Raw genomic sequence first — 24,004 nt, forward strand, 5'->3', positions numbered from 1 at the left:
GGTATTTGATCACCGCGTAAAACTCGTCGCATTGCCGGCATCGACATTGAGGAAATTGCCGGTCGACTTGGCGGAAAGGTCGGACGCGAAGAAATAGGCGGCCTCCGCAATATCCTCAGGATAGACCGAACGCTGCAGCAATGACCGCTTGCGGTAGAACTCCTCGAGCTCCTCTTCCTTGATCTTGTTCGACTGCGCCCGCTGCTGGCGCCATTCGCCCTGCCAGATCTTCGAGCCGCGCAGCACCGCATCCGGATTGACGACATTGACGCGAATGCCGAGCGGCGCCCCTTCCAGCGCCATGCAGCGCGCCAGATGCACTTCCGCCGCCTTGGCGGTGCAATAGGCGGACGCGCCGGCCGAGGCGGCGATCGCATTCTTCGAGCCGATGAACACCATCGACCCGCCGAGCTTCTGCGTCTTCATCAGCCGGTAGCCTTCGCGCGCCACCAGGAAATAGCCGGTGCCGAGGATCGACATGTTCTTGTTCCAAAGCTCGAGCGTCGTGTCCTCGACGGCAGCCGCCGACGAGATGCCGGCATTGTTGACGACGATGTCGACGCCGCCATAACGCAGGACCGTTTCCGCCATCGCGGCGATGACGGCGTCCTCCTGGGTGACATCGAGCAGCACGCCATGCACCTGGTCCTTGCCGAAACGCGCACCGAAGCCCGCGACCGTCGCATCGAGCGCCGTTTGGTCGATATCGGCGAAGACCACGCAGGCCCCGTCGCTCAGAAGCCGGTGCGCGATCGCCTGGCCGATGCCGCCCGCGCCCCCTGTGACGAAAGCGATGCGTCCCGCGAGGCTCTTCGGCTTCGGCATGCGCTGCAGCTTCGCCTCTTCGAGCAGCCAATATTCGATATTGAACGCCTCCTGCGCCGGCAGCCCGACATAGTCCGACACACCCGAGGCTCCCCGCATGACATTGATGGCGTTCACATAGAATTCCGACGCGATGCGCGCCGTCGCCTTGTCCTTGGCGAAGGACAGCATGCCGACACCCGGCACCAGATAGATGATCGCATTGGGATCGCGCATCTTGGGCGAGTTGGGATGTTTGGCGCGCTCATAATAAGCGGCATAATCCTGCCGGTAGGCCTCCAGCGTCTCATCGAGCCCGGCCACCACCTGATCGAGATTGCGCGTCTTGGGGTCATAAGGCAGCACCAGCGGCCTGATCTTGGTGCGCAGGAAATGGTCGGGGCAGGACGTGCCGAGCGGCGCCAGCGCATCGAGCGCATTGCTGTTGACGAAATCGAGCACTTCCGGCGCATCGGTGAAATGGCCGATCTTGCGTTCGTCCTTGGCGATGCGGCCGCGGATTTCCGGCATCAGCCGCCGTGCGACATCGGCGCGCTCCTGGGCGCCGAGGCTGTCGAAACGCGCGCCCTTGAAGGACGGCTTGGCGCGATGGTCTTCCAGCCAGTCGGCCGCCTTGTTGATGATGCGCAAAGTGGTCTGATAGGACTCCTTGGCCGTCGCCCCCCAGGTGAAGAGCCCATGGGCGCCCAGCACCACGCCGACGAAATGCGGATTCTTCTCCGCCATTTCGCCGAGCTTGAGGCCGAGATCGAAGCCCGGCCGCTGCCACGGCAGATAGCCCATCTCATCGCCGAATATGTCTTTCGTCAGACTCTCCGAATCCTTCGCCGCGGCAATGGCGATCACCGCATCGGCATGCATGTGGTCGACATGGATCGCCGGCACGAAACCATGCAGCGGCGTATCGATCGAGGCCGCGCGCGGATTGAGATTGAAGGTGCAATGCGGCAGGTAATCGACCATTTCGTCTTCATGGTCGATACCGCGATAGAGGCCTTTCAGCGCATAAAGCTTGTCGAGATAGAGCGTCGAAAAGCCGTCGAGCTTCATCGAGCCCAGATCGCCGCCCGATCCCTTCACCCACAGCACCGTCTCCTCCCGGCGCGTCAACGGATCGGTCATCTTCACCTTGGCCGAAGTATTGCCGCCGCCGAAATTGGTGATCCTGAGATCGCTGCCCAACAGGTTCGAGCGATAGAGCAAGAGCCCCGGCTCGCTCAAGCTGGCGGCGATCTTGTCGTCCCACAGATCGGGAATGGCGGTCTTCGTCATGGATACTAACCTTTCGTTGTCATCTAGCCCCTCTACCGTTCCGTTCCCCTTCTCCCGCCTGCGGGAGAAGGTGGCCGAAGGCCGGATGAGGGTGTTCCCCTCTCCCGCAAGCGGGAGAGGGGAAATATTGGTGAGAGTGAAAGTCGTCTTTAGAAATCAAACTGCCCGATATTCTCCTTCGAGAAGACGAAGGGGGCGCCGAGCAGGATCTCCGAGCCGTTGATGACCTGGAGCTCGCCGAGCTTGCCGGCCTTCACCGACGTGGCGCCGGGCTTCAGATCGCCATCGGCGACCGCGCGCAGCACCTGCATCGCGGCATAGCCGAGATCGACCGGGTTCCACAGCACCACCGACTTCACGCAATCCTTCTCGACATAAGGCTTCATCGCATTGGGCGTGGCGAGGCCGACGACGGCGATCGTGCCGCATTTGTTGGCCTGCGTCACAGCTTCGGCCGACGCCGGCGTCGCGACACTGGTCATGCCGAAGATGCCTTTCAGCTCATCGCCATATTTGTTGATGAGCGTGGTCGCCTGGTTGAACGACAGGACATTGTCCTCCTGCGCCTCGACCGTCTCCAGCCACTTCATCTTGGGATGGCACTTCTCCGCATAGGCCGCCATCTCGGCGATCCAGCGCGCCTGGTTCGGCGTGGTGAAGGTCGAGGTGACGATGGCGAAGGCGCCCTCCTCGCCGATCTCCTTGGCCAGGTTGTCGACCATGGCCTTGGCGATGCCGTTGAACTCGGCCTGGTTGACGAACCACTGGCGCGCATCGGGCTGCGAATTGGCGTCGTAGCCCACGACATTGATGCCCTTGGACAGGGCCTTCTTCAGCACCGGCGCGATGGCGACCGGATCATTGGCGGCGAACAATATGCCGTCGACGCCGCTGGTGATGTAATTGTCGATGAAGGTGATCTGCTGGTCGATATTGGCCTGCGTCGGCCCGTCGGTCTTGGCATCGACATTGCCGAGCTCCTTGGCGGCGTCGGCGATGCCTTTCGAGGTGGCGTTGAAATAGCCGATGCCGATCAGCTTCGGCACGTCGACCACGGTGATCTTCTTGCCTTTGCGATCGGGCGCGCCGGTGGGTTCGCCGCCATCATAGGGTTTGGCGGCGGCCGCACCTGCCGTGCCGTCGCAGGCAAGCGGGTTGGTCGGCAGGTCGTCGCCGCCGGTCCAGGCCGAGGCGGCAAAGGCGCTTCCCGCCATGGCGGCGAGAGCGGCGGCAGCAAATAATGTCTTGCGTATCATTTCATGCTCCTTGCGCTTCTGTCCAAGCCTTGTGTGTTACATGCCGACGGTCGTGGCCCGGACTCTCCCATTTCGATCAACCGTCTGCGTCCTTGCGAAAGATGTTGCTGATGAGGATGGTGCCGATGAGCACGGCGCCGATCACCACGATGGTGCCGTCGCCTTTCACCCCCGCCAGGGCCAGTCCGTTTTTCAACGCCTGCATCAGGCCGAGGCCGAGCAGCGTGCCGATGATGGTGCCGCGCCCGCCGAAGATGCTGGTGCCGCCCAGTACCACCGCGGTGATGACATCGAGCTCGAGCCCGGTGCCCATGTCGGAGCGTGTGGTCGAGACGCGCGACACGAAGATGACCGCGGCGAGCCCGGCGATCAGGCCGGAGGCCGTGTAGATGAGCAGCAGGCTGCGGTCGACACTCAGCCCTGAGAACCGCGCCGCGACCGCATTGGATCCGATCGCATAGGTGGCGCGCCCGAAGGTGGAGAGCCCGAGAATGACCGCGGCGATGACGGCGCAGAGGCCGAAGATCCACAATTGCACCGGCACGCCCAGAAACTCGCCCTGGCCCAGCATGAAGAACCAGTCGGGATAACCTCTGACCGAGCGCGCCTGGCTGATGCCTTCGGCCAGCCCGCGATAGAGCGCCAGGGTGGCGAGCGTGGCGATGAGCGGCGGCACGCCGAAGCGCGTGATGATGAGCCCGTTGACGAGTCCCGCCACGCCGCCGACCACGATGCCCAGCATCATGGCGAGCGGCAGCGGAAGCCCGAGCTTCTGCCAGAACACGCCGAGCAATATCGCGACGAGGCCCAGGATCGAGCCGACCGACAGATCGATGCCGCCGGTGACGATGACGAAAGTCATGGCGAGCGCCACCAAGCCGACCTCGGCCATCAGTCTTCCCTGATTGAGCAGATTGTCGGCGGTGAAGAAGCGGTCGGACTGGAAGGCGAGCACGATCAGCGTGATGACGAGAAGGACGCCGAGGATCGTCTCATGGCGCAACAGCAGATTCTTCCACGCGGCGCTCATGGCGAGAGACCCCGGCGGCGCCGCGCCATGTCGGCGAGCACGGTGGCGAGGATCAGGAGCCCCAGCACGGCGCGCAGCCAATAGGCCGAGACATTGAGGAAGATGAGCGCCGAGCCGATGCAGGCGAAGAGAATGGCGGCGAGTGTCGAGCCGATCACCGTGCCGGTGCCGCCGAGGATCGAGACGCCGCCGATCACCGCCGCGGTGATGACGGTGAGCTCGAGATTGGGCGGCACGGTCGACTGGATGACCTGCAATTGCGTGGCGAACAAAAGCGCCGCGATGCCGGCGAAGAAGCCATGCAGCGCGAAGACGAGGACGCAGGTGCGCTCCGGATTGAGGCCGGAGGCGCGCGCCGCTTCCGCATTGCCGCCCACCGCATAGATCGAGCGCCCGGTCGCCGAATAGCGCATCCACAGGGCGACGAGGATGGTGAGGACAACCATGAAATAGACGGGCGAGGGAATGCCGAAGAGCCGCGCCTGCGCGATGAAGAAGCCGGGCGGCATGCCGGTGATCCAGGTGCCGCCGGTGGCGCTGATGAGGCCGCCTTTGAGGATCGACAGCATGCCGAGCGTCGCCACGATGGACGGAATGCGCATATAGGCGATGAGCGCGCCGAGACAGGTATTGATGGCGATGCCGACGAGCACCGGCACCAGCCAGGCGACCCAGATCGGATAGCCCGACACTGCCAGCGTGCCGGCAATGGTGGCGAGCACGCCGATGAGCGAGCCGACCGAGACGTCGATATGGCCGGAGATGATCACCATCGCCATGCCGATCGCCGCTACCGCGATATAGGCATTGCCGGAGAAGATGCTGGTGAGATTGGTGTCGGAGAGGAAGCGCGGATTGACCAAGCCGACGATGGCGAACAGCACCACGATGGCGGCGAGCACGACGATCTCCTGGCCATAGGCCTCGAAGAGCCGCGCGAAGCTGGAGGGCCGCCTGACCGGGAGCGCGATGTCGCTCATGCCGCGGCCTCCCGCTCCTGCACCAGCGTCATGGCGGCGCCGACCGTTTCCGGCGTCGCGTCCTTGCGGGCGATCTCGGCGACGATGCGCCCGCCATTCATGACCAGCACGCGGTCGCTCATGCCCAGCACTTCCGGCAATTCGCTCGAAATCATGAGAATGGCGAGGCCGTTCTGCGCCAGCTTCGACATCAGCGCATGGATTTCCGATTTGGCGCCGACATCGATGCCGCGCGTCGGCTCGTCCATGATGAGGATGCGGGGCTCCGCGGCGAGCCATTTGGCGAGCACCACTTTCTGCTGATTGCCGCCCGACAGCTGGCGCGCCGCCTGGCCGGGACCGCGTGCCCTGATGCCGAGCCGCTTGATGAAGTCGCGGGCGAGTGAATCCTCTTTGCCGCGATCGACGATGAAGCCACGCGCGAGTTTCTTGAGCACGGTGAGCGAGATGTTCTCGGCGATGGTCTGCGGCCGCACCAGGCCCTGCAGGCCGCGATCCTCCGGCACATAGGCGATGCCGAGATCGCGCGCCTGCTGCGGCGAGCTGATCTGGACCGGTTTGCCGTCGATCAGGATCGTGCCCGCGGTCGCCGGCGTGATGCCGAAAATGGTGAGCGCCGTCTCGGTCCGCCCTGAGCCGACCAGCCCGGCAATGCCGAGGATCTCGCCGGCGCGCAAAGTGAGGGACACATCGCGCACCTGCTTCCCATGAGAGACGCCGCGCAATTCGAGCAGCACCTTGCCGATCGGGGCATCTTCCTTGGGAAAGAGCTGGTCGATTGAGCGGCCCACCATCATCGCGACGAGCGAGCGTTCGGTCACTTCCTTGATATCCTTGGTGCCCACATAATGGCCGTCGCGCAGCACGGTGACCCGGTCGGCCAGCGCGAAGATCTCCGGCAGCTTGTGGCTCACATAGACGATGCCGACGCCCCTTTCGCGCAGGCGCCGGATGATCGTCATCAATTGCTGCACATCGCCTTCGGCGAGCGATGCGGTCGGCTCGTCCATGATGACGACGCGGGCATTCTGCGACAGCGCCTTGGCGATCTCTATGCGCTGCCGGTTGGCGACCGACAGTGAGCCGACCTTGGTGTCGACATCGAGATGATGCGACTCGAGATCATCGAGCAGTGCGCGCGCCTTGCGGCGCATCTCGGCCCAGTCGAGCCCGCCCCACCCCGTGCGCGGCGCGTGATTGAGGAAGATATTCTCGGCGACCGAAAGCTCGGGGAACAGCAGCAGCTCCTGATAGACGATGGCGATGCCGGCTTTCACCGCCTGGCCGGGATTGGCAAATTTCATCGCCTCGCCGCCGATCCGGATCTCGCCTTCGTCAGCCGCATGCACGCCGGCGATGATCTTGATCAGGGTGGATTTGCCGGCGCCGTTTTCACCGAGCAGCGCATGCACCTCGCCCGGGCGCACGTCGAAATCGACATGGTCGAGCACTTTGACGCCGACGAAGGACTTCGAGATGCCCGTGAGTTCGACCAGCGGCGTCATGGCGCGGCCCCGCGCTCATGATGATTATATTTGCTCAAATCTGCTCGGGTATGACGAGAGGCGCCGGACCGGCTGGTCCTCCTGACGGCTTGGCGAAAAACCGCTGCGATGCCGCGCATGCGCCTGCTCCTCCCATCCGGATTCGCCTATTTTATTGGATTTCCACGATAGAATCCGGACCGCTCGCGGAAGCCTCGGAGCCTGAACACGCCGTTGCATGACGGCCCCGTTGTGATTAAGATTGAACAATGATGAGCAATTATGGTCAAGCCATGAATCGCAATCATATGACAAATCAGCGTGAGCGCGTGATCACGACGATGATCATCGCCGATCATTGTAACCGCCTCTCCCCGCTTCAGCGGGGAGAGGGAGGGGCCCAACGCGCCAGCGTTGGGAGGGTGAGGGGCATCCCTGTTACCCCTTCTTCTCCCTGCACGCGAATTGAGGCGCCACGCCATCCTTGCACCAAGAGACCAGGCGCCCCTCACCCTCCCATTGCTTCGCAATGGGCCCCTCCCTCTCCCCGCTTCGCGGGGCGAGGTAAAATCTGTGCCTCGCGCCATGGATGAAAGCGAACGCCACCGCCTCATTCTCGATGAGCTGAAGGAGCGTCCCTTCGCGACGGTGAAGGACCTGCTCGACGTGCTGAAGGTCTCGCCCGCCACCATCCGCCGCGACATCGCCAAGCTGCATGAGATCGGCAATGTGCGCAAAGTCTTCGGCGGCATCGCCGCTGCCGAGCGTGACGACGCGCCGGAGCGTCTCGCCGCCCGTCCCTTCGAGGAGAACCGCATGCTGGCGGTCGACGCCAAGCGCGCCATTGCGCGCGAGGCGGAAGCGCTGGTGCGCGACGGCGACGCCATCATCATCCATGGCGGCACCACTTGTTATCTCTTCGCACTGCGGCTCGCCCGCCGCAATGTGCGGATCTACACCAATTCGATGCCGCTCGCCGCGCGTCTGTGGGAAGACGGCTCCTGCCATCTGACCTTGGGCGGCGGCGAGCTCTATCGCGAGCCCGGCATTCTTTATGCCCAGGCCTCAGGCCCGCCCGATTTCTTCGCCTCGAAACTGTTTCTCGGCGCCCAGGGCATCGGCCCCAACGGCATCATGGAATCGCACCCGCTGATCGCGCGCGAATCCGAACGGCTGCTGTCGCGCGCCGACGAATTGGTATTGCTCGCCGACAGCCGAAAATTCGCGATCCGCACCCGCTACACGGTGCTGCCGCTGTCGCGCATCTCCACCCTCATCACCGATGACGGTCTCTCCACCGAGCACGCCAAGATGCTGGAGGACGCCGGCATCCGCACCATCATAGCGAAGGTGGGTACGGGGGAGTGACTTGGGCGGCAAGCTCGCGAGGAGAGGACGGATGAGGGCTCTTCTGAATCAGCGGTCGGGCTGAAGCAGAAAACCCTGACCCAGCCTTCGGCTAGCCTCTCATCCCGTGGACGCCCTCAAATTCATACATCCTTCTCCTTCCGGCGCGAAGCGGAGGAAGCGACGGTCTTGGAAGTCAAGCGATTTGCCATCGCTTACTTCGGAGGGTTCGGCGACGGGGAGGTCGACACGGGCGAAAGCACCGGTGTTATTACGGTGCTTTCGCTCGTGGTCCTGCGCTTCAGCCAGCGTCCGCCGCGTTCCCACATCTGGGCAGCAGAGCAAGCTCGAAAGCGCGCCTCCTGTCGCCATTTCTTGATCAGAACTTGTAGTTCAGTGTGGCCCTGACGGTATGGAACTGCGTCTCCGCACTCATCGAATCCAGATAGTAGCCCGAGTAACCCGTCCAAACGCCTCCGTTGACGTGATCGACGCGGTCAATCTCATGGCTTCCATCAAGCACGTCACTCTTGCCGAGATCGACATACAGATATTCGGTACCGAGTGTGATGTTCCTGGTCAGCGCGAATTCGACGCCACCGCCAGCGGTCCAACCCCACTTCGTCGCGGATGTCGATCCGCTGTAATCATCACCATCGACGCTATAGTCATACGACGTCTTCACACGGCCATAGGCAAGGCCGCCGGTGCCGTAAAAGAGCACTTTGTCCAAGGCGATGCCGGCGCGGCCACGGATCGTGCCAAACCAGTCGACCTTGCTGCTGACAGAAAAATCACTACCGCTGCCAAAGTTTCCGGAATCGCCAATGGTTATGTTGGCGGTGTCACTCTCGAAATCGGCGGCCGAAATGTCAGCTACCGCCCCGATGACCAAGCTCGAAAGCTGAAGATTATAGCCGATTTGCGCGCCACCGAATGCGCCACTCAGATCCTGCGAGTTGCCACCGCTGTGTTCATTGGAAAACTCGGGATACAACTGAAGAGTATCTCCGGTTCCGTAACCAGGATCTCCGGGAGCTGTCGGATCCGTGAGATTGTCGTCCCAATATTCCGTGTGTCCTTCGTATGAGTATTTCGACTTTCCCTGGCCATAGCCACCGTGAACACCCACATAAAAGCCGCTCCAGTCAAATGACTCCTCAGACGCGGATTCCACATCAGCAGCCTGGGCACCGGCGGCGCCGAGCGCCAGGACAAACGCAAAAGTTCCAAGACCAATCGCAATTTTCATATTCAGCCCCTTCGAAGCTTCACCTCTCGCCGGGCCAGATTTATTGCATCGATCGATCTTCAACAAACACAGTAGCTGTCGGATCATGTCACTTGCTGTCACTCATTCGGATAGACGCCAAGCGTCGCGGTCGACTCTCTTGCAAATGCTCTCCGGCGCGGCGTGACACGCGCATCGGCGAAGGACCGCTACTTGCAGTGGTTCTGCGACGAACCAACTTTATCTAGACAACAGACGCAGGATCATCCTAATCGCTGAAGGTGAAGCCTGATCCGCGAATGGTGTGCAGGGGAAGAGACATGTTGGATTTTTCCGCTCTCCGGCGCAGGCGGCTCGCGATGGTGTCCAGGTGACCGTAATTGAAATCATACACATCCGCCCCCAAGGCTTCGACAAGCACGCGCCGTTCGACGGTCTTGCCGCGTTCGCTGAACAGGCGTCCGAGGAAACGTTGTTCCGAAGTGGTCAAGCGGAGACGGTGGCCAAGCCCATCGGTGAGCACCCAGCCGCTTTCCACCAGCGCCCATTTTGGGGTCGCGGGCAGCGGCCGCGAAGCTGCCCGCAGGCCTTTGAGGCGTTCGTTGAGCGTGACGACCGTAGCCGCGAGTTCGCGGACGTCGATTGGCTTGACGAGATAAGCGTCTGCGCCCTTCATGAGGCCGTCAACCCGGTCGTCCACGGAGCTCCGCGCCGTTGCTATGACGATGCCGAGCGATTGCGACACCCGCAAATGGGCGGCGATGCTCAGGCCATCTTCACCGTCCAGACCAATATCGAGGACGACGATATCGGGCGGCCTGGCCGCGCAGACGCGATAGAGCGCGGCGGCATCGTGAAATCCATGCGCCTCCAGGCCCAAGCTGGATAATCCAAGGACCATTTCGTCACGGAAATCCCCGTCGTCATCGACAAGATAGACCAGGGGAGTGATCGTGGCGCCACCCTGCTTAGATACTTCCTCCGCCATCATCCAGCATCCCCCATGAAGCACTTCTTCAACATCCGTATTCACATAATCATTGTTTTGTCCATCCTGTTCGGATGTCTTGCGTCGCAGAAATCATCGGCCCTTCAATTGAATACGGCTGACGGAATCAAAGATCCCGTCTCGCTCGGCGGCCATCTCGCCGTCTTGCATGATCCGACCGGCGTGCTGACGATAGACGACATCATTTCCGGCCGCCGGGGTCTGGACTTCAAGCCCATCCCGTCGATGCTGACCGAAGGCTATCGAAAGGACGCAGCTGTCTGGGTCCGCTTCTCCTTGTCCGCCCCGACGGCCGGCAATCAGTGGTTGTTGCAAGTGGAGCGACCTCTGATCGAACAGGTCACGCTCTATGTTCCTGATGGAGCGGGACGCCTGGCGATCTCGCCTCCACGCCACGTCTATCCGGAAGATGAAAGCGAGGTTCGCGCCTATCCGAATCTCTTTCGAATCTCCGTGCCGCTGGCAGAGAGCGAATATTATGTTCGCCTCCAGTCGTCGACGTCGATGACCACGTCATTCAACATCTGGCAGGAGCGGGGCTATGAGAATTATCGTCGTTCCGACGATTGGATCATGGGAATAGTGGTCGGCGCCATTGGCGCCATGATGCTTGCCAATCTCCTTTACGCCGCCTGGCTGCGCGACTCTCTATACCTCCTCTATGCGGCCGTCCTTCTCGAAGCCGGACTGCTGACCGTCTTTCATATGGGCTATGCCGCCGAGCTCCTGTTCTTCCTCGAGGAACAGCAGATCTATCGAAGCTGGGGCGCCATAGTCTGCCTGTACAGCGTGGTCATGGTGCTGTTTCTGGCCCGGCTGTTCGAACTCCACCGCCACGGGATCTGGGCCTGGCGCGTCGCACAAGCCATCGTCCTTCTCAACTTCATCGCCTTGCTGTTCGCGGTTGCCGGTCACTACGGTGACGTGGGGCTGTTCGTGTCGCGGCTGCAGCAATGGTCTTTCATCTTCATTGCCCTGTTTGCTCTCTATCTGATCATGTTCCGACGGCAATATCAGTATCTGCTGCCGGCGATCGCCTTTGCGAGCGTGATCGCCATCAGCCTGGTCATGCAGATGCAATATACCGGAGCCAATCCGTTCCGGATCGACAGCTCCCTCGCCAGGGTCATGGCCGTCGGGATCCTGATTCATCTGGTGCTGCTGAGCGCGGCCGTCGCGCGGCGCGCGCAGCTCGCCGAGCGCAGTCTGAGCGCCGAGAAGGATCGCGCCATTGCCTTGTCACGATCGGCTGAGCAGGAGTTGACGGTCAAGGTGCGCGAGAGGACCGCGGAGCTGGCGGAGCGGAATGCCACGCTCAACACGGAAATAGACCGGCGTCACCTGCTGGAGGCCAAGCTCAGGCGGTCTCTCGACCAGGTCAACGACGCCCTGGCTCAGCAACGGAATTTTGTGACCTTGGTGTCGCATGACTTTCGTGCTCCCTTGGCCGTTATCGCGGCCGCCGCGGAGAACCTCTCGCTTTCCTCGCCCGTGAGCATCGACAACATCAAGCTGCGCACGACCAGGATCAGGCAGACGGTAAAAAGAATGTCCATGCTGATCGAGAATGTCCTCGCCGACGAGCGGCTCGGCGCAGGACAAGCGCCGCCCGCCGTGATGGAGATATTCGAGCTGAATGATGTATTGCGCACGGCCAGGGCGGCCCTGGATGATTACGCCGCCAGTCGCGTGAGCTTCATTCTCGCTGACGAAGCGACTGTAGAGGGTAGCCCCACCCTGGTTGAGATTGCGCTGCATAACCTGATCCACAATGCACTGAAATACACATCGGCGACCGATTGCGTGATTGTTCGACTTTCTACTGATCGAGGCTTGGCGTTCATACACGTGATGGACCGGGGTATCGGCGTGGCGGCCGAGTACCACGAGCTCGTATTCATGAAATATTACCGCGTCCCGGGCCAGCGGGCTAAAGGCTCCGGCCTCGGGCTCTATATTTCACGAGAAATCGCCCGGCAGCATGGTGGGGATCTCACATTGGTGGCGAGCGATGCCAGAGGGTCGACATTCCGCCTCTCGCTGCCCCTCCACCGGCCCGGTGGCGCGCTTCTGCCTGCCGCCGCTCAATCGTGATGGAACACTTCTTCCATCGGCGCCCACCATTCGGTCTTCTTGCGTGATGAGAGCGGCACCTGCATCGGGTCGGTGATGCGCCACCAATCCTGCATGCGCGGATCGGCGCGCATCAGCGTCATGTCGGCCTCGAAATCCTCCCCGTGATATTCCCAGCTCGCGAACAGCAGGTTCTCCGGCTCGCGCAGGAAGATCGTGTAATTGCGGATATTGCAGCGGCTGATCAGCGCCAGGATCTCCGGCCACACCTCGGCATGGATCCTCTTATATTCCGGGATGACCTCAGATCTGAGACCGATGACGAGACCCATTCTGCGCATTCGCTGTTTCCTTTCCGGCGACCTTCCGGCTATTGTAACACAAATAGCTCATCAGCAAGAATGAAGCCCAGGGAGACAGACCTCATGACGAAACCGGTACCTTTCGATCAGGCCAAGCTCGACCGGTTGATGGACAAGGCAGGGCTCGACGTCCTCGTCGTCACCTCCAAGCACAATATCCAGTATCTGCTCGGCGGCTATCGCTTCTTCTTCTTCGACTTCATGGATGCGATCGGGGTCAGCCGCTATCTGCCGGTGCTGATCTATCCCAAGGGCCGGCCCGACCAGGCCGCCTATTTCGGCAACGGGCTCGAGACCTATGAACGCCAGCTCGACAAATTCTGGCCGGCGACGGTCGAGACGAAATCCTGGGGCACCAAGGACGTGATCGCTTTGGCCGCGGCTCACCTCAAGAAGCTCGGCACCATCCGGTCGATCGGCGTCGAGATGAGTTTCCTGCCCGCCGATGCCCATGCGGCTCTGCGCGACGCGATGCCCAATTGCGAGATCGCCGATGCGCTCCTGCCGCTTGAAAGGCTGCGCGCCGTCAAGACGCCGGAAGAGCTGGCTTTGGTGAAGAAGGCCTCCGAAGGTGTCGTCTCGTCCATGCTGGCAGTGATGGAAAACCATGGCCCGGGCGCAACCAAGCGCGAAATGAACGAGGCTTTGCGCCTCGAGGAGATCAAGCGCGGCCTCACTTTCGAATATTGCCTGATCACGGTCGGCGCCAGCCACAACCGCTCGCCCTCGCCCGACACCTGGAACAAGGGCGAGCTTCTCTCGCTCGATTCCGGCGGCAATTACAAAGGCTATATCGGCGATCTCTGCCGTATGGCCTTTCTGGGCGAGCCCGACCAGGAACTGAAAGATCTGCTCGGTGAGGTCGAGATGATCCAGCAGGCGGCGAGGACGCCCATCAAGGCCGGCGCCCGCGGCGGCGACATCTATGTCGAGTCCGGCAAGGTCTGGAAGAGCGCGCCGCATCACAGCATCATGCATTTCTGCGCCCATGGCATGGGCATGATCACCCATGAGGCGCCGCGCCTGACCGGCACTGGTCCCGTTCCCTATCCCGCCTATGACGAAGACCTGCCGCTCGAGGAAGGCATGGTCATCTCGATCGAAACGACATTGCCGCATCCTAAGCGTGGCTATGTGAAGCTCGAGGATACCGTGGCGGTGACGAAGGACGGCTATGAACCTTACGGCGATCTCGGCCGTGGCTGGAATCGCGGGAAGATCTGACAGTCCGTCACCCCGGCGAAAGCGTCTTCCCCTCGCCCCGCGCGAGTGGGGAGAGGGAGGGGCCCAACGCGCCAGCGTTGGGAGGGTGAGGGGCATCCCTGTTACCTCTTTCTAACCAGCGCCACAGTCCCAATAGACCCGTTGAGCATTCTTGCACCAAGAGATCGGGCGCCCCTCACCTTCCCATTGCTTCGCAATGGGCCCCTCCCTCTCCCCGCTTCGCGGGGCGAGGTAAGTCCCGGATCCTTCACGCGAGCACAGGCCTTGATCGAACGCCGCCGCCTGCCTAAATAACACCCACCCGCAACTTCACGAGGACCACCGCAGCAATGGATTTCAACCTGACCGCAACGCCCACCCGCCTTGCCATCAGGGAAATTCATCATGTCTGCATCGATCGTCCTCTCCCATCTGTCCTACGCCACTTCTGACGGCCGTCCGCTCTTCGTCAATCTCGATCTGAGCTTCGCGCCCGAGCTGACCGGGCTCGTCGGCCGTAACGGCGTCGGCAAGACCACGCTTCTCAAGCTGATCACCGGCGAGCTCAGCGCCCATACGGGCACGGTTTCCGTCAATGGCCGGCTCGGCATCCTCACCCAGGCGGTCCAGCTGCGGCACGGTGAAACCATCGCCGATCTCTTCGGCGTCACGGAAGGACTGGCGTTGCTGCGCCGCGCCGAGACCGGCGATGCGACGGCGGGGGAGCTGGCCGATGCCGAGTGGACTCTCACCTCACGGCTCGCTCAAGCGCTGACACGCGTCGGCCTTGCGGCGGAGGCCTCGACGCCGCTCGCTACGCTCTCCGGCGGCCAGCGCACGCGGGCGGCCCTTGCCGCACTGGTCTTCGCCGAGCCCGATTTCCTGCTGCTCGACGAACCCACCAACAATCTCGACCGCGACGGCCGCCAGGCGGTGATCGATCTGCTCAGCAACTGGCGCGCCGGCGCCATCGTGATCAGCCACGATCGCGAATTGCTCGACCACATGGACGCCATCGTCGAGCTGACTTCGCTCGGCATGACGCGGTATGGCGGCAATTGGAGCGCCTATCAGGACCGCAAGGCGCTGGAGCTGGCGGCGGCGCGCCACGATCTCGCCGATGCCGAGAAACGTGTCGCCGAGCTCGATCGCAAGACGCAGCTCGCCACTGAGCGCAAGGCACGCAAGGACAGCGCCGGTCACCGGAAGGGTGCAAAAGGCGACATGCCGCGCATCGTCCTGGGCGGCCTCAAGCAGAAGAGCGAAAATACCAGTGGCGCCCTGAGACGCCTTGCCGAAGGCCGGCGCGGCGACGCGGCGGAGGCGGCCGCCGAAGCCCGCAAGCGGATCGAGATCCTGCAACCCTTGGCGGTGACGGTGCCGTCGACCGGCCTGCCGGCGAGCCGCGTGGTGCTGCGACTGGAGAATGTCGCCGCGGGCTACGTGCCGGGCCGGCTGGTGCTCAGCGATTTCACCTTTACCATCACCGGACCTGAACGTATCGCCGTTACCGGCCCCAATGGCTCCGGCAAGACGACGATGCTGGCGCTCATTGCCGACAAATTGCAGCCTTGGTCCGGAAACGTCGCGGTGAAAAGCCGTTTCGCCATGCTCGACCAGCGGGTCAGCCTGCTCGATCCCAAAGACACGATCCGCGACAATTTCCGCCGCCTCAATCCTGAAGCCGACGAGAATGCCTGCCGCGCCGCCCTCGCCCGTTTCATGTTCAGGGCCGACGCGGCGCTGCAGAATGTCGGCGCCTTGAGCGGCGGCCAGATGCTGCGCGCCGGGCTCGCCTGCGTGCTCGGCGGGCGCGAGCCCCCATCCCTTCTGATCCTCGACGAGCCAACCAACCATCTCGACCTCGATTCGATCGCCGCGGTTGAAGCCGGGCTCGCCGCCTATGACGGCGCGCTGTTGGTGGTCAGCCATGACGAGACATTCCTCGCCCGGATCGGCATCACGCGGCGCCTGGACATGCCCTTGCAATCGCGGGCCGGACCGTGACATTCGGGAAATGGTTCCGGGGGAGAAGGGCTCAAGGAACAGCGGAAATCGCAAATCCTCTGTTGTTCCCTGTTCTTCCCCTGCAAATCTGCTGCAGATCCCCTGTAGATTCTGCAGGGATTATCAGGGGAACTCCCTGTTCTTATCTGTGATGCATCACGCGCGGCGTCGCATCGGGCAGCTTCATCGCCAGCAGGGCTTGCTGGCGCATCGTGTTGAGCTGCGCGATCTTGTCCGGCATCGGGCTCGGCCGCTCGCCCCATTCCTCGTAGAGCGCCTGCGCATTGCGGAGCAACCGCTCGGGCGAATCCCAGCGCGCGAAAGTCGTCGCCTGAAACTCAACGCCGAGCAGGAGATCGCTCGCCGCCTCGGCGGCGGTCATGCCCTGGCCACGGCGGCGATGCAGCTCCTCTTGGATGAGCTCCCAATAAGCGATCTGCAATTCGACGTCGGGGCGCGTCGCGAGTGGTCCGTGTCCCGCGACGATGATATCGACATCGAGGCTCAGCACCTTGCGCAAGCCGGCGACGATATTGGCGACCGGCCCCGCCCACACCACCGGCGTGCCGTGGGCGAACAGGATATCGCCCGCATACAGCACCTTCTCGGACGGCACATGGATCATCGCATCGCCCGGCGTATGCGCCGGCCCCAGCTCGATGAGAACGAGATCGATGCCACTGACCGTGACCGTCGTCTCGCCGGAAAAACCTTGATTGGGCGCGACGAGACGGATGCCACGGAAATCGTAAGGCGCCAGCATCGCGCTCGTATAATGGCCGAGCACGTCGATGCCGGCGACCGGCAGCCGTTTCATCACGGAGGCGGCCTTGCCGAGAAGCCGCATCGATTGGGGCTCGATGTGATGCATGTGATCGATGCAGGCATGGGTTGCGATGATCGGCACGTCACCATAGAGCTGGTTGCCCCAGCAGTGATCGCCATCGGCATGGGTGTTGATCACGCTGTGAACAGGCGAGCGCGCCATAAGCTCGGCGGCGGCGGCGAGGAACTCATTCGCGTAATGGAGATCCCAGCCGGTATCGATGACGACACTTTTGCCGCCGCACTCGATGAGGCCGAGATTGGTCTCGCCCCAGGAACCGTTCGGCACCATCCAGGCATAGGTCCGGGGCGTCAGACGATAGAGACCCTCGCGGAATTTCGCCGCTTCGCCGTAACGCGTCACGTTCCGGTCGGGTCCCGTGAGCCACTGGGCTTTGTCCATCATCTACAGGATCCGGTGAACGATCTCGCCCACCTCCTCGATGACGAGGCGCAACTCGTCGCCGCTTTGGAGGAGACGGCCCGCTTCGAGACCCGAGCCGCCCGGCAAGGTGCCGCTGGCGATCAGCTCGCCCGGATGAAGCCGCTCGTCGCGCGAAAGATGCGCCAGTACCTCGCCGACCGAATAGCGCATGCCGGCGGAAGTCAGAGAGGAGACGTGCTTGCCATTGATCTCGACACGCGCCGGGAGCGCATCGATGCGCGGCAGGATATTCTCAGGCCCGGCCATCGTCACCGACATCGAGCTCAGGAAGTGTTTGCTCTTCTGCGGCCCGAAACCCGATTGCATTTCGGCGCGCTGCACATCGCGCGCCGAGAAGTCATTGACGACGACGAACCCGCCGACCGCCGCCAGCGCTTCATCGGGCGTCGCGTTGAAGAGCGGCCTGGCCAGCACCCAGCCCAGCTCGAGCTCGTAATCGAGCGCCCGGCTGTAGGAGGGTATCTTCACCGGTGTGCCGCTCGCCACCATGGTGAGATGATTGCCGAAATAATAGATGGGCTGCCGCGCCAGGAGCTTCGGCGGCCGGAAGGCCGGAAAGACCGCGCCGGTGAGTTTCTCGTAAAGCGCGGTCACCCGGAAGGCGGCCGGCATGAAACGCCGGACATAACCCCGCGAGCTTTGGACCCAGTGATCTTCATAAAGCAGCACGTCGCGAAAGGAGCGCGGCTGGAACGGCAGTGTCCCATGGGCGGGCGGCGGCAAGGCAAGGAGCCAGCCGAGCTGCGCCGCCTCGCTGTCGCTCAACTCGGTCCAGGCGCCATCCCTTTCGATCTGGACGACGCTGCCGCCCGGCCTCTGCTCACGACGTATCTTCACCGCACCTCCCGCCGGACATCTACGCCCGGCGCCCGCTTTTCATCTCACGATGCCTTGTAAGGAATGAAAGCTCAAGCATGGAGGCATATCCCCTCTCCCCCTGCGGGGAGAGGGTTAGGGTGAGGGGGAATGGGCAGACAAGCCTTTTTGGCTCGCGAAGAACTGCACTGTCCGTTCCCCCTCACCCTCCCAATGCTTCGCATTGGGTCCCTCCCTCTCCCCCGTTGGGGGCGAGGGTATAATGTTACCCCACCGCTCCCGCCTTGCGGTCCTCTTCCGTCACCGAGGTAAGGCGCGACAGCTTCCGGCCGATCCAGCCGCGCAGCATGTCCATATAGACGAAGACCACCGGCACGAAGACGAGGCTCAGGAGCGTCGAGGTGATGAGGCCGCCGATCACCGCCACCGCCATGGGGCCACGGAAGGAGGCGCCGGCGCCGAAGCCCAGCACCGCCGGCAGCATGCCGGCCACCATGGCAAGGGTCGTCATGATGATCGGCCGCGCCCGCGTGGCGCCGGCTTTCAGCAGCGCCTCGCGCCGGCTCATGCCCTGCTCCATGCGGTCGATGGCGAAGTCGACGAGCAGGATCGAGTTCTTGGTCACGATGCCCATCAGCATCAGAAGGCCGATGATCGAGGAGAGATCGAGCGCCGCGCCATACAGCAGGAGGCCCATCATGGCGCCGCCGATCGCCAGCGGCAGCGCCATCAGGATCGTGACCGGCTGCAGGAAGTCCTTGAACAGCAGGATGAGCACGACGAAGACCATCATGATGCCGGTCGCCATGGCGAGCGCGAAGCTCATGAACATTTCCTGCATGAATTCGGCTTCGCCATATTTGATCTCCTGCACGCCATTGGGCAGGTTCTTCATGGCCGGCAGCTGGGCGATCGCGCCAAGCGCGTCGCCGATCGTCGCATTGTTGAGATCGGCCTCGACATTGACCCGCCTTTTGCGGTCGAAGCGTTCGATCGCCGCCTCGCCGGTGCCGAAGCCGATATCGGCGACCGAGCTCAAGGGCACCGCGACGCCTGACGCCGTGGTGACGCGTAGCGACCTTATAGCGTCGAGATCGGCGCGCGCCTCGCGGATCAAAGCCACGCGGATCGGCACCTGCCGGTCGCCGAGATTGAACTTGGCCGAGCCCGTGTCGGTGGCGCCGATCGTGGCGATGCGCAAGGCGGTGCCGATCGCCTCGATCGAGACGCCGAGCTGCGCCGCCTCGTCGAAGCGCGGACGGATGAGAAGCTCCGGCTGCGGCAGCGGCAAGGTCGTGGCGACATTGGCGATCTGCGTGAGGCCCTTCATCTGGGCGGCAAGATCCTGCGCCGCCTGGGTCAGCTTCTGCGGGTCATCGCCGGCCAGCACGACCGAGACATTGCGCCCGCCACCACCGCCATCGCTCTGGAAGGTGAAGCGAATATCCGGAACGGCCTGCAGGAGCGGCCTGACCGCCACTTCGAATTGCTGGCGGGTGATGTTGCGCTCGCCGCGCGGCTTCAGCACCACGAGCAGATCGGCCTTGCGAATCTCATTCGACGTCGCCAGCACATGGGCGACTTCTGGACGCTGGCGCAGCTTTTCGACCAGATCGAGCGCCACCTTGTCGGTGTCGGCGAGGCGGGCGCCCGGCGCCAGCTCGAATTTGATGGTCGAGAGATTGCTGTCGCTCACCGGCAGGAAGCCCGACGGCAGGAACTGCGTCAGCGCCATCGAGCCGATGAAGATGGCGACCGCGGTGGCGATCGAGGTGATCTTATGGTCGAGCGTCCAGCCGAGGAGCCCCAGATAGCCCGCCACGAGGCGCGATTGCCGCGCACCGCCTTCGGCATGCTCGGGCTTCTTCTTCGGCTTCATCAGATAGGCCGCCATCAGCGGCGTCAACAGGCGGGCGACGAGGAGCGACGCCAGCACCGCGACGGCGACGGTGATGCCGAACTGCTTGAAATACTGGCCGATGATGCCGCCGATGAAGCTCACCGGCGTGAACACGGCGACGATGGTGAAGGTGGTGGCCACCACCGCGAGGCCGATCGCATCCGCCGCCTCGATCGAGGCGAGATAAGGCCTTTTGCCCATGTGGATGTGGCGGTCGATATTCTCGATCTCGACGATCGCGTCATCGACCAGGATGCCGATGACCAGCGTGAGCGCCAGGAGCGAGATGCTGTTGAGCGTGAAGCCCAGCCAATCCATGACGACGAAAGTCGGCAGCATCGACAGCGGCATGGCGAGGGCGGCGATGAGCGTCGCGCGCCAGTCGCGCAGGAACAGGAACACCACCAATACGGTAAGGAAGGCGCCTTCGACCAGCGCTTCCATCGCCGCGTCATAACTTTCGCGCGTATAGTCGACGGTCGAGACGAGCTGATGGACTTTCACCGTCGGATAACGCGTGCCGATCTCTTCGAGCTTCTTGGCCACCGCATCGGCGACCGTCGTGTCGCTCGAGCCTTTGGCGCGCGACACCGAGAAGCCGACGACATGCTGGCCATCATACCGCGCGAAGCTGCGCTCCTCGGCCGCCCCGTCGACAATCGTGCCGAGCGTCGAGAGCTTCACCCAGCGCTCACCCGGCAGGGGGATCTGAGTGTCGGCGAAAGCTTCGACGGTGAGCGCGCTGCCCAGCGTGCGCACGGACTGCTCCCGCCCGGCGAGCTCGGCGCGGCCGCCCGGCATATTGGCATTGAGGCTGCGGATCTCGGTATTCACCTGATCGGCGGTGATGCCGAAAGCGGTGAGCTTGGCCGGATCGAGCTCGACCTTGATCTCGCGCTCGATGCCGCCAAAGCGTTGCGATTTCTGCACGCCCGGCACCGCCAGCAATTCGCGCCCGATCGTGTCCTCGACGAACCAGGAGAGATCGCGCAGCGACATGGTCGGCGACTGGACGACATAATAGAGGATGGCGCTGCCTTCGATATCGAGCCGCGCCACGATCGGTTCCTCGACATCGCCCGGCAGGTCGCTGCGGATATTGGCGACGGCGTCGCGCACGTCATTGGTGGCGCGGTCGACATCCATCTCGAGACGGAACTCGACCGTCGTGGTCGACACGCCGTCTTCGATGGTCGAGGTAATGTGGCGCACGCCGGCAAGCCCGGCGACGGCGCTCTCCACCTTGCGCGTGACCTGGGTTTCGAGCTCGGCGGGGGCCGCGCCCGAACGCGTCACCGTAACATTGACGATCGGAAACGAGACATTCGGATCGGCATTGATCGGCAATTTGGCGAAGGACGCCCAGCCCATCAAAGTGAGCACGACGAAGAGCAGGATGGTCGGGATCGGCCTCCTGATCGCCCAGGCGGAAATATTCGACATCATTTGAGCGAACCGGTCTCCGTGACGGGCAGGATCTTGTCACCTTCCTGGAGGAAGGCCGAGGCGCTGCGCACCACGCGCTCCTGCGGGCCGAGGCCGGAGCGGATCTCGACATAGCCATCACGCCGCATGCCCGGTTCGACGAAGCGGCGCATCACCCGCTGCTCGTCATTGACCACATAGACATAGGGCTTGTTGCCGGGCTCCTCGAAGAGCACGGCGGTGTCGGCGACCGCAACGACAGTGCGGCGCTCGAGGAGCAAGGCACCTCTGGCGAAGATGCCGGGACGGACGATCGGGTCCTTCGGCAGCATGACCTTGACGGTGCCGAGCCTGGTGCGCGGATCGACCTTGGGGGCGACGATGCGCACTTCGCCTTCGAAGACATGATCGATGCCGGTGAACCGGACCGCCACGAACTGGCCGGGCTTGACCAGCGGCAGATCGGCCTCGGGCACGTCGGCCGCGAGCTCGACATCGCCATTGCGGATGAGCTTGAGCAACGGATCGGTCCCCGGCATGGCGCCGATCTGCGCCCGGCGTTCGGAAATGAGGCCTGCTTCCGGCGCCTTGATCTCGGCGCGCTCGAGCTGCAGCTTCGCTTCCGCCACTTGCGCTTCCGCCTGGGTGAGCTCGGCCTTGAGCGCCTTCAGCGCGTGATCGGCGGTGAGGAAAGCGGCGCGGCGTTCGTCATAGGTCTGGATATTGGCGACGCCCGTCTCGCGCAGTTTCTCGGTGCGGCGGAAGCTCGCTTCCGCTTCGGCGCGCTGCGCCTCCTTCTCGGCGACGGCCGAGATGGCGCGCGCCACCCGGCTGTCGGCGTCGTTGAGCTTGGTCGTGAGAATGTCGGTCTCGAGCCGGATCAGCACCTGGCCCTGAACGACCTGATCGCCCTCCTCCACCAGCACTTCACGGATACGCTGGTCCTGAAGTGCTGTGCCGATGAAGATTTCGTCGCGCGGCATCAGCGTGCCGGTGATCGCCAGGCTGCGCTCCATCTGGCGCTCTTCGAGCGGCATGGTGGTGACGCGTGGTAACTCGATGGCGGAGCTCGTGCTGGCGGGCGAAGCTTCGGGTTCGAGACTGTCGAGCAGGACCAGGGCGCCGCCGATCAGGAGGAACGCCAGCAACACGCTCACCAGGATCATGCCCCAGCGCCGTTTCGGCTTCGACGTGTTCGCAGCTTTGTTCAGATCGGTCGTCATGATATGTGCGCTCCTAGGAGCGTCCTGTGTCAAATTTGAGACATGGCGCCGGCGGCGGCCTTGTCCGAACGGTCGAGTTCATAGAGGCCCGGCAGCAGCGAGGCGACGAAAACGAAGGCGCCGAGCAGGATCGCCGAGGCCCACAGCACGACGCGGGCATCGGTGAGTTCCACCGCGGCGCCGGCGATGATCACGGCGACGGGCGTGGCGACGAGCACCAGCGATGTCGCAGCACCCAAGGCGCGTCCGCGCAGCGCGAGGGGAATGCGTCGGTACAGCGCCGCATTGGCGATCGGGCCGAGCGGACCGCCGGCCAAACCGGCGAGCGCCGCGGCGCCCCACAGGACCACGGGCGATGTGTGAAAGGCCAATACCAGGAATGCCAGCGCCTGGGCGGCGCAGCCGGAGAGGAATAGCCAGCGCTGGCTGAAATGTTCGCCCCACAGAGCGAAAGCCACGGTGCCGACCATGGTGGCGCCACCGAGGATCGAAAGGAACAGGCCGAGATCGAGCGCTTCGCGTCCGCTCAGCAAGAAGAAAGCCGGCATCACCACCGTGCCGAGCGAAGCAGCCACGGCGACGAAGGCGGCGGCGAACAGCAGGAGTGGCCGCAGCAGGGGATCGGCGAGCAGCAGCTTCAATCCGGCAAGCGTGTCTTGCGGCGCTTGCGCACGCTGCGCGATACGATGCGGACGTTCACGCGGCAACGACACGGCGATGAAACAGGCGGCGACGAGCGAGCAGAGCGCGGTAAGCCACAGGGTGTTCTGCATGCCGACGAGGGCGATGGCGAGGCCGGCGACGGCCGGACCGATGAGCGTCGCCAAGCCTTCGATGAGGTTGTCGATCGACGTCACCTTTTCGAGCTTGAAACGGGCGAGACGCGCGAGCTCAGGCATGCGGCTTTCCTCGGCCGTCATGCCGGGTCCGTCGAAGACGGCGCCGATGGCGATCAGCGCGATGAGGAGCCCGATGCTGAGGAAACCGGCATGATGGAGCGCCGGCACCGCGGCGACCGCGGCGGCGCTGACGAGGCTGGCAATGATGGCGATGGTGCGTGCGCCGTGACGGTCGATCAGGCTGCCGCCGAGAAAGGCGCCGAGGATCAGGGGCACGAGACCGGCCGCCGCGGCGACGCCGGTCCACAGCGGGCTCTTGGTCAGCGACAGGACGAACCACGGCAGCGCCACCGACGCGATGGCGTTGCCGAGCAGCGCCAGCGAGCCGGAAGCGAACAGTCCGTAGAGCGGCAGCTGCCGTTTCAATCGGATTGCGGAGGACGCTGGCATGA

17 protein-coding genes are annotated in these 24,004 nt (G+C 63.3%); 4 read left to right on the plus strand and 13 right to left on the minus strand.

From position 1 onward, the window contains the following. Positions 1-9 precede the first annotated feature (9 nt). The 5 genes from JHL16_RS20685 to JHL16_RS20705 all read right to left on the minus strand — a co-directional run bounded on the left by JHL16_RS20685 (position 10) and on the right by JHL16_RS20705 (position 6,868). Positions 10-2,097: a bifunctional rhamnulose-1-phosphate aldolase/short-chain dehydrogenase gene (locus tag JHL16_RS20685; RefSeq protein ID WP_200186723.1), complete on the minus strand. Its 2,088-nt coding sequence runs from the start codon at positions 2,095-2,097 to the stop codon at positions 10-12. Positions 2,098-2,246: 149 nt separating this feature from the next. Beyond that, the gene (locus tag JHL16_RS20690) at positions 2,247-3,353 is read right to left on the minus strand and encodes an autoinducer 2 ABC transporter substrate-binding protein (protein ID WP_200186724.1); all 1,107 of its coding nucleotides are present in this window, start codon (positions 3,351-3,353) and stop codon (positions 2,247-2,249) included. Positions 3,354-3,429: 76 nt separating this feature from the next. Continuing rightward, the gene (locus JHL16_RS20695) at positions 3,430-4,383 is read right to left on the minus strand and encodes an ABC transporter permease (protein WP_200186725.1); all 954 of its coding nucleotides are present in this window, start codon (positions 4,381-4,383) and stop codon (positions 3,430-3,432) included. Continuing rightward, positions 4,380-5,363 (minus strand): ABC transporter permease, encoded by a 984-nt coding sequence (locus JHL16_RS20700; protein WP_200186726.1) that lies wholly within the window; start codon positions 5,361-5,363, stop codon positions 4,380-4,382. The genes JHL16_RS20695 and JHL16_RS20700 overlap by 4 nt, the downstream gene beginning before the upstream one ends. Further along, positions 5,360-6,868, minus strand: a complete 1,509-nt coding sequence (locus tag JHL16_RS20705) for a sugar ABC transporter ATP-binding protein (protein ID WP_200186727.1) — start codon at positions 6,866-6,868, stop codon at positions 5,360-5,362. Before JHL16_RS20705 ends, JHL16_RS20700 begins: the two co-directional genes overlap by 4 nt. Positions 6,869-7,432: 564 nt before the next feature. Here JHL16_RS20705 and JHL16_RS20710 point away from each other — a divergent pair. Further along, the gene (locus JHL16_RS20710; RefSeq protein WP_200187210.1) at positions 7,433-8,215 is read left to right on the plus strand and encodes a DeoR/GlpR family DNA-binding transcription regulator; all 783 of its coding nucleotides are present in this window, start codon (positions 7,433-7,435) and stop codon (positions 8,213-8,215) included. A gap of 358 nt (positions 8,216-8,573) precedes the next feature. Here JHL16_RS20710 and JHL16_RS20715 read toward each other — a convergent pair whose 3' ends face one another. Beyond that, on the minus strand, positions 8,574-9,446 hold the full coding sequence (locus tag JHL16_RS20715) for an outer membrane protein (RefSeq protein ID WP_200186728.1): 873 nt from the start codon (positions 9,444-9,446) through the stop codon (positions 8,574-8,576). Between the two features lie 247 nt (positions 9,447-9,693). Beyond that, positions 9,694-10,416, minus strand: a complete 723-nt coding sequence (locus tag JHL16_RS20720) for a response regulator transcription factor (RefSeq protein ID WP_246770989.1) — start codon at positions 10,414-10,416, stop codon at positions 9,694-9,696. 12 nt (positions 10,417-10,428) lie between these two features. On the opposite strand from JHL16_RS20720, the gene JHL16_RS20725 reads away from it, so the two are divergent. Beyond that, the gene (locus tag JHL16_RS20725) at positions 10,429-12,528 is read left to right on the plus strand and encodes a sensor histidine kinase (protein ID WP_200186729.1); all 2,100 of its coding nucleotides are present in this window, start codon (positions 10,429-10,431) and stop codon (positions 12,526-12,528) included. Here the strand turns inward: JHL16_RS20725 and JHL16_RS20730 are convergent. Next, on the minus strand, positions 12,519-12,848 hold the full coding sequence (locus JHL16_RS20730) for an L-rhamnose mutarotase (protein WP_200186730.1): 330 nt from the start codon (positions 12,846-12,848) through the stop codon (positions 12,519-12,521). The genes JHL16_RS20725 and JHL16_RS20730 overlap by 10 nt on opposite strands. An 84-nt stretch (positions 12,849-12,932) precedes the next feature. Here JHL16_RS20730 and JHL16_RS20735 point away from each other — a divergent pair, with 84 nt between their 5' ends. Both JHL16_RS20735 and JHL16_RS20740 read left to right on the plus strand, forming a co-directional pair. Continuing rightward, entirely contained in the window at positions 12,933-14,093 is a 1,161-nt protein-coding gene (locus JHL16_RS20735) for a M24 family metallopeptidase (RefSeq protein WP_246770990.1), read from the plus strand. A 384-nt stretch (positions 14,094-14,477) separates the two neighbouring features. Continuing rightward, a complete protein-coding gene (locus JHL16_RS20740; protein WP_200186732.1) occupies positions 14,478-16,079 on the plus strand; it encodes an ABC-F family ATP-binding cassette domain-containing protein in 1,602 nt (533 codons plus the stop codon). Positions 16,080-16,221: 142 nt separating this feature from the next. On the opposite strand, the gene JHL16_RS20745 is transcribed toward JHL16_RS20740, so the two are convergent. The 5 genes from JHL16_RS20745 to JHL16_RS20765 form a co-directional block, all read right to left on the minus strand. After that, positions 16,222-17,310 carry an MBL fold metallo-hydrolase gene (locus tag JHL16_RS20745; protein ID WP_200186733.1) on the minus strand — a complete coding sequence of 363 codons (1,089 nt, stop codon included), beginning with the start codon at positions 17,308-17,310 and terminating at the stop codon, positions 16,222-16,224. Then, the gene (locus JHL16_RS20750) at positions 17,311-18,186 is read right to left on the minus strand and encodes a fumarylacetoacetate hydrolase family protein (RefSeq protein WP_348647241.1); all 876 of its coding nucleotides are present in this window, start codon (positions 18,184-18,186) and stop codon (positions 17,311-17,313) included. A gap of 244 nt (positions 18,187-18,430) precedes the next feature. Further along, positions 18,431-21,511 (minus strand): efflux RND transporter permease subunit, encoded by a 3,081-nt coding sequence (locus tag JHL16_RS20755; protein ID WP_200186734.1) that lies wholly within the window; start codon positions 21,509-21,511, stop codon positions 18,431-18,433. Further along, a complete protein-coding gene (locus JHL16_RS20760; RefSeq protein ID WP_200186735.1) occupies positions 21,508-22,713 on the minus strand; it encodes an efflux RND transporter periplasmic adaptor subunit in 1,206 nt (401 codons plus the stop codon). Before JHL16_RS20760 ends, JHL16_RS20755 begins: the two co-directional genes overlap by 4 nt. A 29-nt stretch (positions 22,714-22,742) precedes the next feature. Further along, a complete protein-coding gene (locus JHL16_RS20765; RefSeq protein ID WP_200186736.1) occupies positions 22,743-24,002 on the minus strand; it encodes an MFS transporter in 1,260 nt (419 codons plus the stop codon). Positions 24,003-24,004 lie beyond the last annotated feature (2 nt).

It is taken from the genome of Taklimakanibacter albus, from assembly GCF_016595235.1.
In the GTDB taxonomy this organism is placed as follows: Bacteria; Pseudomonadota; Alphaproteobacteria; order Rhizobiales; family Aestuariivirgaceae; genus Taklimakanibacter; species Taklimakanibacter albus.